The sequence below is a fragment of the Enterobacter sp. 200527-13 genome (assembly GCF_027924865.1).
Taxonomy (GTDB): Bacteria; Pseudomonadota; Gammaproteobacteria; order Enterobacterales; family Enterobacteriaceae; genus Enterobacter; species Enterobacter ludwigii.
The window spans coordinates 160,652-172,707 of the sequence record NZ_BSCM01000001.1 but is presented as its reverse complement, the minus strand read 5'-3'; the positions used below and the strand labels follow the sequence as shown (position 1 = coordinate 172,707).

The window sequence follows — 12,056 nt, the reverse complement described above, 5'->3', positions numbered from 1 at the left end:
CGTGCGGCTAAGTATGTTGTATCCATCCCGACATGATGTTCGGTGAGTAAGAAATCACTCAGAAGGGGATGCGCTATGGACGAGTACTCGCCAAAAAGGCATGATATCGCGCAGTTGAAATTTCTCTGCGAATCCTTGTACCATGACTGCCTTGCCAATCTTGATGAAAGTAACCATGGCTGGGTAAACGACCCAACGTCTGCCATCAATTTACAGTTAAACGAGTTGATCGAGCATATTGCAACCTTCGCACTTAATTATAAAATTAAGTACAATGAAGATAATAAGCTGATTGAGCAAATTGATGAATACCTGGATGACACCTTTATGTTGTTCAGCAGCTACGGCATTAATGCGCAAGATTTGCAGAAATGGCGTAAATCGGGCAACCGACTATTTCGTTGCTTCATCAACGTGAGCAGAGCTAACCCCGTTAGTCTTTCCTGTTAAAATTATTACAATTAGTAAGGTAAATTTATGTCTGAAAAACCACTCACAAAAATCGATTATTTGATGCGTTTGCGACGCTGCCAGTCAATAGACACGCTTGAACGTGTAATTGAAAAGAATAAATACGAGCTTTCTGATAATGAACTGGCGGTATTTTATTCAGCGGCTGACCACCGTCTTGCAGAACTGACCATGAATAAGCTGTATGACAAAATCCCAACGTCCGTGTGGAGATTTGTCCGTTAATCTTTGAAGTGTGTCTGTAGAGGTTCTACGCCACTTTCTCAGCTGTATTCAACTTTCTGGCTATACCCTCCTGCCCCAGTGCAGGTCTCCGTGTAAAACGTGCTCATCCGCAATATTATTGTGATTATAGTCACAGTGATTTTCCGGGAACGTTCCCCTGTTATCCTGTTCCGATTACCCTACGGTAAAGACGACCAGTGAGGTTCCCAATGAGCATAGAAAAGCAGAAGATGATTGCAGGTGAACATTACCGCCCTGGTGATGAAACATTACGGGCCGACCGATTACGCGCCCGACACCTGGTTCACCGTTATAACCACACTGCACCTGATGAGAAACTCGAACGCCAGAACATTCTGGCGGAACTCCTCGGGCAAAGCGAAGGGGCCTATATTGAGCCGAGCTTCCGCTGTGACTATGGATATAACATTTATCTGGGCAAAGAATTTTACGCCAATTTCGATTGCGTGATGCTGGATGTCTGCCCGATACATATTGGCGACAACTGCATGCTCGCGCCAGGGGTGCATATTTACACGGCAACCCATCCGCTGGACGCCGACGCGCGTAATAGCGGCGTGGAGTTTGGCAAGCCGGTGACCATCGGCAACAACGTCTGGATTGGCGGACGGGCGGTTATTAACCCGGGCGTTACGCTGGGTGATAATGTGGTGGTGGCCTCCGGCGCTATCGTAACGAAAGACGTCCCGGCGAATGTCGTCGTCGGCGGAAATCCGGCAACAATCATTAAACGGCTGTAAAGTGACGGGGAGTCAACTGTTATGGTCTTTTAGCGCCTGACTGTTACTTTTTTCAGCCAAATGGCTCCCCTAAAATTGGCAGACATCCTGTATTGTCAATTCTCATAAAGGCAAAAAATGACCGAGATACAGCGCCTGCTTACTGCCACCATCGACGATCTTAATCACCGCGAAAAGCGCGACAATCGCCCACGCTTTAGCATCAGCTTTATTCGCAAACATCCTGGACTGTTTGTCGCAATGTATGCCGCCTGGCTGGCGACACTGATTGTGATGCTGAAGTCCGAAACTCTGGTGGACTCCGTCTGGCTGCTTGTCATTCTGTTTGTGGTGTTTAACGCCTTTTTCTTTTTTGACGTTAATCCCCGCTACCGCTACGAAGATATCGACGTCCTTGATTTCCGGGTTTGCTATAACGGTGAATGGTACAACACGCGTTACGTGCCGCCGGAGCTGATCGAAAGCATCATGCACTCCCCCGCGGTTGAAACGGTGCAAAAAGAGAAGCTGCAGAAGATGGTATCCACCAAAGGTCAGCTCTCTTTTTATGATGTCTTTACCCTTTCCCGTCCTGCTGCTGTGTGATTAAAGCCTGTATGCGTCGGATACCCGACACAAACTGAGAAGCAGAGGTATTGCCGTAACCTAACACCAGACCGGTTTGCCCCTGCTTCGGCTCCAGGTAATACCCGCTCAGTGCAGCGGGTGCCAGCTGAAACGCCCTCGCCTGCTCGACCACTTTTTGGTCGTCGATGCCGTCTATTGCCAGCGTCAGATGCATCCCCCCTTCACCCGCCAGAATGCGATGCGGGGTATGAAGCTCAGCACTCAGCGCCTCACGCAGCTGTCGGTAGCGCTTACGGTAGAGCCGGCGCATGGCGGCAAGGTGGCGGGCATAATGTCCTTCCTCAATAAACAGCGCCAGGGTTCGCTGTTCGGCGCGATGCCCGCCACGCAGCAGCGCGCCAATGGCCGGACGGGCCGCGTTTGCCAGCGCCGGGGGTAACACCATGAACCCCATTCTCAGCGACGGAAAGAGGGTTTTGCTGAAGGTACCGAGATAGACAACCGGCGCATTATTGACCATTCCCAGCATTGCGGGCACGGGCTCACCGGAATAACGAAACTCGCTGTCGTAATCATCTTCAATAATCCAGGCGTTATGCTGCCGGGCCAGATCCAGCAGCGCCAGGCGTCGCCGCGCACTGAGCACGCTTCCGTACGGAAACTGGTGCGAAGGTGAGGTGAAAATAAGCGCAGGGGACGGCGTATTCAGCCCTTCCCAGAACATGCCTTCGTCATCAACCGGCATCCCCGTCATGACTAAGCCCGCTTTGGCAAAGGCGCTTTTAGCCCCACCATAGCCAGGATCTTCCACCCACGCGACGCTGCCGGGTTCGCTCAGCAGCATCGTGCAAAGGTTTACCCCCTCAAGCGCGCCTTCGGTCATCACTATCTGACTGGCATCGCAGTCAATGCCGCGCGAGAGGGCAAGATGGCGGGCAATGGCCGCCCGCAGCGACGGCTCCCCCGCAGGATCGCCATACCCTAACAGCGCGCTGCCCTCTTCGCGCAGAACCCGGTCGTACAAGCGCCGCCACAGCGGCAGGGGAAAGTAGTTGATGGCCGGTGTTCCCGGCGTAAATGCCGGAACCGGGGTATCACGCGGCACCGGCGCAGGCAGCGAGGCGACCCGGCTGCCGAGCGCGACGGCAGAGTCCGGCAATGCCTGAACGAGCGTACGCTGCGCCAGCTGCGCCACCCGCGTCCCCTGGCGGTTACGCAGCAGATACCCTTCGAGCGTCAGCTGTTCCAGCGCCGCATTGACGGTATTCCGTGAAAGCGAGAGCTGCTGAGCCAGCATTCGCGAACCGGGAAGCCGGCTCCCGGCGTGTAGCCGGCCGCACAGTATCGCCTCACGCAATGCATGATACAGCGCGCGCTGTAGCGTCTCTTCCCCCCGCGCTTTCAACGCGGCATTCAGCAAAGTATAAAATTCATCGCCCGGTATGTTCATCTCGCCTCCCGTGGTACCACCAAAACATAGCTGAGTGGCACTTTTTAAGGAACCAGTAATTCACTAGTCTGGCGTTCTTATCAACGTCACGGACAGTAAAATGAAAACATTCAATGAGTTTGGACAGCCAGTAGGCGAAGCACTTATCGACTGGCAACCCCGCCAGCACCCTTCACGTGTGGTGCTTCAGGGCCACTATTGTCGCCTTGAGCCGCTGCGGGTGGAGCACGCTGAGGCGTTGTTCAGCGCGTATTCTCTGGCCGAAGATACCCGCAGCTGGACGTGGCTGTTGCGTGAGCCGGATGCCAGCGCAGAGGCGTTTGCAGGGTGGGTAGAGAGCGTGCGTGACTTATCCGATCCGATTCACTTTAGCGTTATCGACAACCAGACCCAGTCTCCGGTCGGCACGCTGGCTCTGATGCGGATCGATCCAACCAACGGCGTGGTGGAGGTGGGGCATGTTCATTTCTCCCCGCTGCTCAGCCGCACGCCGATGTCGACGGAAGCGCAATATCTGCTGATGCGATACGTGTTCGACACCCTTGGGTATCGTCGATACGAGTGGAAGTGCAACAGCCTGAACGCGCCTTCGCGCAAGGCGGCACTGCGTCTTGGCTTTCAGTTTGAGGGGCGTTTTCGTCAGGCGCTGGTCACGAAAGGTCATAACCGGGATACCGACTGGTTTTCGATTCTCGACAAAGAGTGGCCGGCGCTGGCGAGTGCCTTTGAAGGCTGGCTTGCCACCGACAATTTTACTGCCGATGGCAACCAAAAAAGATCCCTGGAAAGCTGGCGCGAAGCACGCGTCTAGCGTCTTTTCTTACGTCCCTGAACCGCCTTAAAGCGCGGATTGGATTTGCAAATCACGTATAAGCGTCCCTTGCGTTTGACTATCTGGCAATCCGGGTGACGCTGTTTTGCACTGCGCAATGAGTTAAGTACCTGCATGGTTATCCCCGCTTCGCATTAAGAAAGCCGCCGAAACGCTTACGGAAGCGCGCCGCACTGCCATCCGTCGAGAACGTTTTCTGCTTGCCGGTGTAGAACGGGTGCGATTTTGAAGAGACCTCGATGGTGATATACGGATATGTTTCACCGTCGAGTTCAATTTCGCGGTCGGTCTTAATGGTTGAGCCGACTTTAAAGTATTCATTAGCACTGGTGTCGTGGAACACCACGGTGCGATAGGCTGGGTGGATATCTGGTTTCATCGTAAACTCTTTATGTTCTGTTATAACATAACAAAATAATATCTAACCCCTGCTGAAAAAACAACCCCTCTGCCCCGACGATATTTTCTGTTGTGCCGTAAATCATGACCTGCGCGTGCTATAACTTTATCATTTAGCGGTAAAATCTTTCTCCTCTGGCAGGTTTTTCAGCGCCCAGGAGCGGGCATAAGAGGAAGGAAACAGCACCATGAAAACCCGACATCTGGTCAGTCTGGTGACCGGCGTACTTATCATTGCGGTACTGGTTCCGATTAGCCTGAGCATCTGGCTGGCACATCGCCAGGCGGAAGATAAGTTTGTCGATGCGCTGGATAGCTATGCCTCACGCGTGCTGATACGTACCGCCAGGGTGGTGGATGATGCAAAGGAAGCGCTCAATAACCTGCAGACCTTTAAAGGGATCCCCTGTAGCGTTATGCATTTAAGGGAGATGCGGCGGGTCGCTTTTTCATGGCGTTATGTTCAGGAAGTTATTTATATCAACAATCTTGAACCCCTTTGCTCGTCCCTGGAACAAACCAGTCAGTCGGCCCCTTTCCCGCCGCCCATGCGAATCACGGAAGATGGTTATGGCACATGGCTCACCACGCAAAACGATCTCGGTTTTAGCCGCTACATGGCGGTTTTGGGTCGGGGCCACTATCTGGTGCTGGTCGATCCTGCCTCGCTTGTCGATGTGATCCCTTTCGGTGAGATCGCCACAGATGCCGCCCTGGTGGGCAGCAAATCACATCTCATTTTTGCCAGCAGCAGCAAGCTCGATCCGCATATCCGCAATCTGGTTAAGGAGCAGGGCGTCACCCGTATTCAGTACAACGGCTCGATATACATTATGAAGCCTGTTCCTGAACTGGGGTTTACGGTGGTCGCCTGGGCGGCGTTAAAACCGCTGGCTGAAACCTGGCACCAGCAACTTCTCATCTGGCTGCCGTTCGGCATACTGATAAGCCTGCTTGCCGCACTCTTTGTTTTACGACTGCTGCGTCGCATCCAGTCGCCACGCAACCGCCTGCTTGACGCCATCAATAACCGGGAATTTGTGGTGCATTACCAGCCCATTATTGAACTCTCTAGCGGGAAGATTGTGGGCGCAGAGGCGCTAACCCGCTGGCCCCAGCCTGACGGGAGCAGCCTTTCACCGGATATTTTTGTGCCGCTTGCTGAGCAAACGGGGCTCATCTCGCAGCTGACGCATTTGGTCATTGAAAAGGTGTTTGAGGATATGGGCTACTGGCTGCACCTTCACGCCGGTCAGCATATTTCCATTAACCTCGCGCCGGCCGATTTGACCTCGGGAAAACTCCCGCCACTGTTGAGTCACTTAATGAATAAGTGGAAAGTCCATCCGCAACAGATCGCCCTTGAGTTAACCGAGCGCGGCTTTGCCGATCCTAAAATCAGCGCACCGGCCATCGCCGCCTTTCGTCATTCAGGCCACGCAATCTATATTGATGATTTCGGTACGGGCTATTCCAGCCTGAGCTACCTGCAGGATCTGGATGTCGACACGCTAAAAATCGATAAAGCGTTTGTGGATGCACTGGAATATAAAAACGTGACGCCACACATTATTGAAATGGCAAAATCGCTGAAGCTGGCGATGGTGGCGGAAGGCGTGGAGACCGAAGGGCAACTCGCCTGGCTACGTCGTCACGGCGTGCAGTATGGGCAGGGTTGGTACTACAGCAAGGCGTTGCCGAAAGCGGACTTTATTCTTTGGGCGGAAGATAACCTCAAAACACATCCTACTTAAGATAGGATTTGATCACCTGTAACACGACGCCAAGATCGGCTTCGCGCTGAGCTTCTTCAGGCTCTTTCACCACATGATCGGTAAGATGACCTTCGATCACCTGCATCATCATGCCGTTTACCGCGCCGCGGATCGCCGCCAGCTGTTGTAACACGTCGGCGCATTCGTGGTCGCTATTGAGCATTTTTTCCAGAGCAGCGCTTTGCCCCTGAATTTTCTTCAGGCGAGTCAATAACATCTTCTTGTCGCGAACCGTATGTGACATCTCTGTCTCCTCATCGTATGGCTTTTAAAGCATATCATGCTCTACTCCCCCTGAGTATTTTTCTACTGGGGGGTAGTATTAGACTACTGGGGGGTAGTATTAGACTACTGGGGGGGAGTAGTATCTGAACACGCTTTCCACTCCGGAATTTTCCATGAACGATTTTGCTTCACTCCTGCAGCAGGGCAATGCCTGGCTGTTTGTACCCAGCGCTATCCTCCTCGGCGCGCTGCATGGCCTGGAGCCGGGCCACTCCAAAACGATGATGGCCGCGTTTATTGTGGCTATTCGCGGTACGCTGAAACAGGCGGTGTTGCTTGGTCTGGCGGCAACGCTTTCCCATACGGCGGTGGTCTGGATCATTGCCATGGCAGGATTATGGTTTGGCCGGGGCTGGGATGCGCATACGTCTGAGCCCTGGTTCCAGCTGGTCTCGGGGATACTGATCGTGCTGATCGCCCTGTGGATGGCCTGGCGAACCTGGAAGGAGAGTCAGCCACACGATCACCATCATCATCACGATCACCATGACCATCATCATGATCATCATGACCATGACCATGACCACCATCATGATCATCACGACCATGGGCATCCACTGGTTGAAGAAGAGTGGCAGGACGCCCACCAGCGCGCGCATGCGCAGGATATTAACCGCCGCTTCAACGGCCAGAACGTTACCACCGGACAAATTGCACTGTTTGGTCTGACCGGAGGGCTTATCCCCTGCCCGGCCTCAATCACGGTCCTGCTCATCTGCCTGCAGCTGAAGCATTTTGCCCTCGGCGCAACGCTGGTATTCAGCTTCAGTATTGGTCTGGCGTTAACGCTGGTCGCTTCCGGTGCGATTGCCGCCCTGAGCCTTAAGCATGCGACAAAACGCTGGCCGGGTTTCAGCGAGTTTTCACGAAAAGCACCGTGGATCTCCGCCGCCCTGATTACTGTGGTCGGGATTTACATGAGCCTGCACGGCCTGAGCGGTATCCTGGCGTAAGCGAGGCGGCCACTGCTGTGGCCGCCTCTTTGCTCAGTCAGGGTTCTGCTGCCAGCTGAAGGTATAGCGAAGCTGGCGTTTCTGCAGAATAAATTCCGGCGAGACGCTGGGGCTCCACGAGTCATCACCGCCCACGCCCATATGGAACGCGTCCAGGTTAAGCCAACACCCCGGCTCCTCGTGCAACAGATGATGGTGGGTTGTCTCATGCAACTGCTGCTGGCTGTAACGGCTGACGGAGAAATGAAACAGGCCATTCAGCCGATGCGCGCCCAGCAGCAGTTCACGGGTATCACAGCGCAGACCATTTTCTGTCGGGAAGATGTAAGGCGTGTGCATGGCTTCCAGCGGTAATGTCCAGCGCCCCTGCTGAGCCGCCAGCGTTCTGTCCGGGTAGTTTTCATGTGGCCCAAGCCCCAGCCACTGAACCGTTTCCGGCGTTGCGGCAAGATGAACACTCAGGCCTACGCGTGCCGGTTCCGGGATATCAGACGCAATATCGACCTGAATATCGCCATGCAAAACGCCCCGATCGTCCACCCGCCAGACTTTACGGCTCAGGAACAGCGCTTTACCGCGATACTCCCAGACATGCAGGGTTTTCACCACCGCCTCGGCTGCATGCTGCTCTCCTTCACAGTGCAGTAATCGCGGGGTGAGCTCATACATGCCTGCCGCTTTCCAGCGCTCCACCCACGCATTCGGATCGATTCGCGTGGCCTCGCTCACGCCAATATCATTGTCCAGCGGTGCGCGGCTAACGTTATCCGTCAGCGGTGAGAGCAGCGTTTCAGCGCCATTGCGCCACCATTGCGTCAGGTGTCCTGACGCGCGGTTGAACTGCCAGCGTTGCTGCTGATGCACCAGCTCAAGCACGTCGCCAGTTTGCGTTAACACCGGGGGTACACCTTCTGGCGCTGGCGGGGCGATATACAGGGGCGTCGGAACCGGCCACTGCTCCCACGCGCAGCGATGGTTTGCCGGTGACCACGGCGTCGCCCGCGGCTGATGCACTTCAACGTTTAGCCAGACGTCACCCGGTTCAGGCGCCAGCGCTGGCAGGTTGATGTCCAGACGCTGTGTGCCCTGGGGAGCAATGGAGAGCGTCACGTCCCCTCTGGCCAGCACGTTGCCGTCGCGGACAAGGGTCCAGCGCAGCACCTCGTTATCGGTATGACGGAACAGGTAATCGCTGTGGACTTCAATCACCAGCGGAGACGTACTTATCCGCGTAAAGGTGAAAAACTGCTGAGCGCGCTGGGCTTCATACAGCGCCGGATGCGGTGTGCGATCGGGAAAAACCAGCCCGTTAAGGCAGAACTGGCGGTCATTGGGCGTGTCGCCAAAATCTCCCCCGTAGGCCCAGAACGGTGTGCCATTGTCGTCTTTTCTGGTCAGCGCCTGGTCAACCCAGTCCCAGACAAATCCCCCCTGCAGGCGAGGATGGCGGCGAAACGCCTGCCAGTATTTGGCAAAACCACCGAAGCTGTTCCCCATCGCGTGGGCGTATTCACAGAGAATAAGCGGACGCGTTTCATCCGGCATGCCGATCCATTTTTTAACAGACCATTTCGGTACCGCCGGGAAGGGCTGATCCTGATCGACCCGGGCATACATCGGGCACACGATATCGGTCGCTGCCGTATTCGCCCCACCGCCTTCGTACTGCACCGGACGCGTCGGATCGGTGGTTTTCAGCCAGCGATACAGTGCGTCATGGTTCGCGCCATGGCCGGACTCATTCCCCAGCGACCAGATGATAATCGAAGGATGATTGCGGTCGCGCTGCACCATGCGGGTGACGCGTTCGCTCATGGCAGGGAGCCAGCGCGGATCGTCAGCAAGGCGACTCATCGGCACCATGCCGTGGGTTTCAATATTGGCTTCGTCGACGACATACAAACCGTAGCGGTCACAAAGCGTGTACCACAGCGGATGGTTCGGATAGTGCGAGCAGCGCACGGCGTTGAAGTTATGCTGCTTCATGAGTTCGATATCGCGGCGCATCGTCGCTTCATCCATCACCTGGCCGTTTTCCGGGTGATGTTCATGCCGGTTAACGCCGCGGATCAGCAGGGGTTTACCGTTGAGCTTCAGCAGGCCATTGCTGATCTCTATGCGGCGGAACCCCACATCGCAGGCCTCCGTTTCCAGCACCTCACCCTGCGCGTTCAGAAGGGTCATCGTCAGGCGATAAAGTTCCGGCGTTTCCGCACTCCACAAAGCGGGCGCCTCAACGGGGAGCGTCACCGTTAGCCGCTCGGCCCAGCCGCCGCGCTCATCGACAACGGCAGTGCCCGGCCGCCCGGTGGCACTGGCGCATTTTTCGCCGTTGCGCCACAGGGTAAACGCCACCTCACACTCCGCAAACTGTGCGCCTGCGAGCGCGAGATCCACCTTCAGCACCGCGCGATCCCGCTCCGCATTCAGGTCAGTCACAACCTGATAATCGGCAATGTGCGTCTCTGGCTTATGCAGCAACGACACATCGCGGAAAATCCCGCTCATGCGCCACATATCCTGATCTTCCAGATAGCTCCCGTCGCACCAGCGCAACACCATGACCGCAAGGCGGTTCTGGCCAGGACGCAGTACCACTGAGAGATCGAATTCGGCGGGCAGTCGGCTGTCCTGTGAATAACCGATCCACTGACCGTTACACCACAGATGAAACGCCGAATTCACGCCATCGAAGATAATGCGGGTTTGGCCGCTCTGCAGCCAGGCATCATCCATCTCAAATGTGAGCGAGTAACAACCTGTTGGGTTTTCTTGCGGCACAAACGGTGGGTTTACGGGGATCGGATAGGTCACGTTGGTGTAGATGGGCGTGTCGAACCCCTGCATCTGCCAGTTAGAGGGCACGGGCATCAGCACGGCATCGGCGCAATCTTCACTGACCCATACCGAAGGAACCTGCTCTGGTGCAGGAAAGAAGCTAAAACGCCACTCCCCGTTAAGGAGGCGTCGGCTGACGGTTCCCCCGTCTTCTCTGGCGGAGTGTTCATCACGCCAGCTGTGCAAGGGTGCATGTGCTGCCAGGCGGTTCCACTGGGTGACTCCGGGATTTTCCCAGTCCCGACGAGCCAGAAGTGCGCTGAGGGTCAGCGATGGAGTGTTGGACATATTAACCTCTTTGCGAAGCGCTCACAATTTTAGCTAACATGCCCTGGCTACCGGGTGCGGTAAAGCATCGGATCGCGGGGTAGCGAGTCAGATCACAAAAGTCTTACCGGCGGGCAAGTTGCTCAGCCGCTAGCGCCAGGCTCCTGAGCTGCTGTGCCAGACCCTCGCGTTCGATCTGCTGCGGATCGTGGCGAGCGGTAGAATGGCGGGTCACCAGCGTCACCGGAAGCTGAACCTGCCAGCATGCGTCACCCTCAACTGGCGCCAGCAGCCACTCCACGCTTCGCTCGCCGGCCTCGCGAAAAGCCTGGCGAATGGTGGTCAGTGGGGGAGAAAACCAGGCGCTGTCTGCCGTATCGTCGAACCCGACAACCGACATCTGGCCCGGGATCGCGGTCCCTTTTTCCGCACAGGCACGCATCACCCCCAGCGCCATTTGGTCGTTCGCGACCACTATCGCATCCGGGAGTTGCGCGGCAGATAACAGCAAATGTCCTTTCTCATAGCCGCTTGCCGCACTCCAGTCGCCGTGCGCCACCGCGACAGCCTCAAGCCCGGCCTGTGCCAGCGTGGCGTTCCAGCCTGCAAGACGTGCCCGGGCGGAGACAGAGCTCTCCGGTCCACTCAGCAGCGCTATGCGCTCATGCCCCAGCGAAAGCAGATGCTCAATCCCGAGACGAGCACCCTGCTCTGCATTAAACACAAGACTGTTTACCTGAGCCGAGGGCGAGACATCCAGAAACAGCACCGGAATGGGCGATGCGAGGGCTTTCAGCGCTTCAGCATGAGGATCCTCCAGCGGCACATTCACCAGCAGAGCTTCCACACGCTGCGCCAGCAACGCCTGAAGGGCAGACTGGCACTGCTGTGGATGTTCCACCATTGAGATAAGCACGCTCGCCCCCTGCTCAACCGCCCGGGATTTTACCGCCGAAACAATTTGCGAAGGGGCGTGCAGCGCCAGATCGGTAGTAATAAGACCAAGCGTACGGGTACGTTTACCCGCCAGCTGTTGTGCCCTGAGATTGGGGACGTAGTGCAGTTCCGCCATCGCCTGCTGCACCTTTTCCCGCGTGCGGGCAGAGACATGCTCCGCGTCGTTAATCACACGGGAAACGGTCTGATAAGAAACCCCCGCAAGGAGGGCGACATCATAGAGAGTGATTGCTTTCATGCATTCTGGCATCGCGTCATTCGAAGGCCACTATTCTG

13 protein-coding genes are annotated in these 12,056 nt (G+C 55.8%); 7 read left to right on the top strand and 6 right to left on the bottom strand.

Annotated elements, in window-relative coordinates:
* The first annotated feature begins 75 nt into the window (after window positions 1–75).
* The 4 genes from tomB (at window position 76) to QMG44_RS00830 (ending at window position 2,042) form a co-directional block, all read left to right on the top strand.
* Complete coding sequence (tomB, locus tag QMG44_RS00845) at window positions 76–450, top strand: Hha toxicity modulator TomB (protein ID WP_020885187.1); 375 nt, start codon at window positions 76–78, stop codon at window positions 448–450.
* Window positions 451–477: 27 nt separating this feature from the next.
* Complete coding sequence (locus QMG44_RS00840) at window positions 478–696, top strand: HHA domain-containing protein (RefSeq protein ID WP_014168902.1); 219 nt, start codon at window positions 478–480, stop codon at window positions 694–696.
* Window positions 697–905: 209 nt separating this feature from the next.
* Window positions 906–1,457 (top strand): maltose O-acetyltransferase, encoded by a 552-nt coding sequence (gene maa / locus QMG44_RS00835; RefSeq protein ID WP_020885188.1) that lies wholly within the window; start codon window positions 906–908, stop codon window positions 1,455–1,457.
* Window positions 1,458–1,574: 117 nt separating this feature from the next.
* Complete coding sequence (locus tag QMG44_RS00830) at window positions 1,575–2,042, top strand: YlaC family protein (RefSeq protein WP_020885189.1); 468 nt, start codon at window positions 1,575–1,577, stop codon at window positions 2,040–2,042.
* On the opposite strand, the gene QMG44_RS00825 is transcribed toward QMG44_RS00830, so the two are convergent.
* On the bottom strand, window positions 2,014–3,474 hold the full coding sequence (locus QMG44_RS00825; RefSeq protein ID WP_086532870.1) for a PLP-dependent aminotransferase family protein: 1,461 nt from the start codon (window positions 3,472–3,474) through the stop codon (window positions 2,014–2,016). The genes QMG44_RS00830 and QMG44_RS00825 overlap by 29 nt on opposite strands.
* A 100-nt stretch (window positions 3,475–3,574) precedes the next feature.
* Between QMG44_RS00825 and QMG44_RS00820 the strand changes: the two genes are divergently transcribed.
* Window positions 3,575–4,285, top strand: coding sequence for a GNAT family N-acetyltransferase (locus QMG44_RS00820; RefSeq protein ID WP_014168897.1), 711 nt, complete (start codon window positions 3,575–3,577; stop codon window positions 4,283–4,285).
* Here the strand turns inward: QMG44_RS00820 and ykgO are convergent.
* Together ykgO and QMG44_RS00810 are read right to left on the bottom strand one after the other, a co-directional pair.
* Entirely contained in the window at window positions 4,282–4,422 is a 141-nt protein-coding gene (gene ykgO / locus QMG44_RS00815; protein WP_003859006.1) for a type B 50S ribosomal protein L36, read from the bottom strand. The two genes, QMG44_RS00820 and ykgO, sit on opposite strands and share 4 nt — an antisense overlap.
* A 2-nt stretch (window positions 4,423–4,424) precedes the next feature.
* Window positions 4,425–4,685: a type B 50S ribosomal protein L31 gene (locus QMG44_RS00810; RefSeq protein ID WP_010428154.1), complete on the bottom strand. Its 261-nt coding sequence runs from the start codon at window positions 4,683–4,685 to the stop codon at window positions 4,425–4,427.
* Window positions 4,686–4,893: 208 nt separating this feature from the next.
* Here QMG44_RS00810 and QMG44_RS00805 point away from each other — a divergent pair, with 208 nt between their 5' ends.
* On the top strand, window positions 4,894–6,459 hold the full coding sequence (locus tag QMG44_RS00805; protein WP_086532871.1) for an EAL domain-containing protein: 1,566 nt from the start codon (window positions 4,894–4,896) through the stop codon (window positions 6,457–6,459).
* Here the strand turns inward: QMG44_RS00805 and QMG44_RS00800 are convergent.
* The gene (locus tag QMG44_RS00800; protein WP_020885193.1) at window positions 6,452–6,724 is read right to left on the bottom strand and encodes a metal/formaldehyde-sensitive transcriptional repressor; all 273 of its coding nucleotides are present in this window, start codon (window positions 6,722–6,724) and stop codon (window positions 6,452–6,454) included. The genes QMG44_RS00805 and QMG44_RS00800 overlap by 8 nt on opposite strands.
* Before the next feature lie 154 nt (window positions 6,725–6,878).
* Here QMG44_RS00800 and QMG44_RS00795 point away from each other — a divergent pair, with 154 nt between their 5' ends.
* Window positions 6,879–7,718 (top strand): nickel/cobalt efflux protein RcnA, encoded by an 840-nt coding sequence (locus QMG44_RS00795; protein ID WP_063215169.1) that lies wholly within the window; start codon window positions 6,879–6,881, stop codon window positions 7,716–7,718.
* A gap of 33 nt (window positions 7,719–7,751) precedes the next feature.
* On the opposite strand, the gene QMG44_RS00790 is transcribed toward QMG44_RS00795, so the two are convergent.
* Together QMG44_RS00790 and QMG44_RS00785 are read right to left on the bottom strand one after the other, a co-directional pair.
* On the bottom strand, window positions 7,752–10,844 hold the full coding sequence (locus tag QMG44_RS00790; RefSeq protein ID WP_086532872.1) for a beta-galactosidase: 3,093 nt from the start codon (window positions 10,842–10,844) through the stop codon (window positions 7,752–7,754).
* 103 nt (window positions 10,845–10,947) lie between these two features.
* Window positions 10,948–12,018, bottom strand: coding sequence for a LacI family DNA-binding transcriptional regulator (locus QMG44_RS00785; RefSeq protein ID WP_086532873.1), 1,071 nt, complete (start codon window positions 12,016–12,018; stop codon window positions 10,948–10,950).
* Window positions 12,019–12,056 lie beyond the last annotated feature (38 nt).

What these genes read in the sequence shown, in the direction of transcription:
- tomB (WP_020885187.1), top strand. Translation starts at nt 76, where the DNA reads ATGGACGAGTACTCGCCAAAAAGGCATGATATCGCGCAGTTGAAATTT.
- maa (WP_020885188.1), top strand. Translation starts at nt 906, where the DNA reads ATGAGCATAGAAAAGCAGAAGATGATTGCAGGTGAACATTACCGCCCT.
- QMG44_RS00800 (WP_020885193.1), bottom strand. Translation starts at nt 6,724, where the DNA reads ATGTCACATACGGTTCGCGACAAGAAGATGTTATTGACTCGCCTGAAG.
- QMG44_RS00840 (WP_014168902.1), top strand. Translation starts at nt 478, where the DNA reads ATGTCTGAAAAACCACTCACAAAAATCGATTATTTGATGCGTTTGCGA.
- ykgO (WP_003859006.1), bottom strand. Translation starts at nt 4,422, where the DNA reads ATGCAGGTACTTAACTCATTGCGCAGTGCAAAACAGCGTCACCCGGAT.
- QMG44_RS00795 (WP_063215169.1), top strand. Translation starts at nt 6,879, where the DNA reads ATGAACGATTTTGCTTCACTCCTGCAGCAGGGCAATGCCTGGCTGTTT.
- QMG44_RS00785 (WP_086532873.1), bottom strand. Translation starts at nt 12,018, where the DNA reads ATGAAAGCAATCACTCTCTATGATGTCGCCCTCCTTGCGGGGGTTTCT.
- QMG44_RS00825 (WP_086532870.1), bottom strand. Translation starts at nt 3,474, where the DNA reads ATGAACATACCGGGCGATGAATTTTATACTTTGCTGAATGCCGCGTTG.
- QMG44_RS00820 (WP_014168897.1), top strand. Translation starts at nt 3,575, where the DNA reads ATGAAAACATTCAATGAGTTTGGACAGCCAGTAGGCGAAGCACTTATC.
- QMG44_RS00805 (WP_086532871.1), top strand. Translation starts at nt 4,894, where the DNA reads ATGAAAACCCGACATCTGGTCAGTCTGGTGACCGGCGTACTTATCATT.
- QMG44_RS00830 (WP_020885189.1), top strand. Translation starts at nt 1,575, where the DNA reads ATGACCGAGATACAGCGCCTGCTTACTGCCACCATCGACGATCTTAAT.
- QMG44_RS00790 (WP_086532872.1), bottom strand. Translation starts at nt 10,844, where the DNA reads ATGTCCAACACTCCATCGCTGACCCTCAGCGCACTTCTGGCTCGTCGG.
- QMG44_RS00810 (WP_010428154.1), bottom strand. Translation starts at nt 4,685, where the DNA reads ATGAAACCAGATATCCACCCAGCCTATCGCACCGTGGTGTTCCACGAC.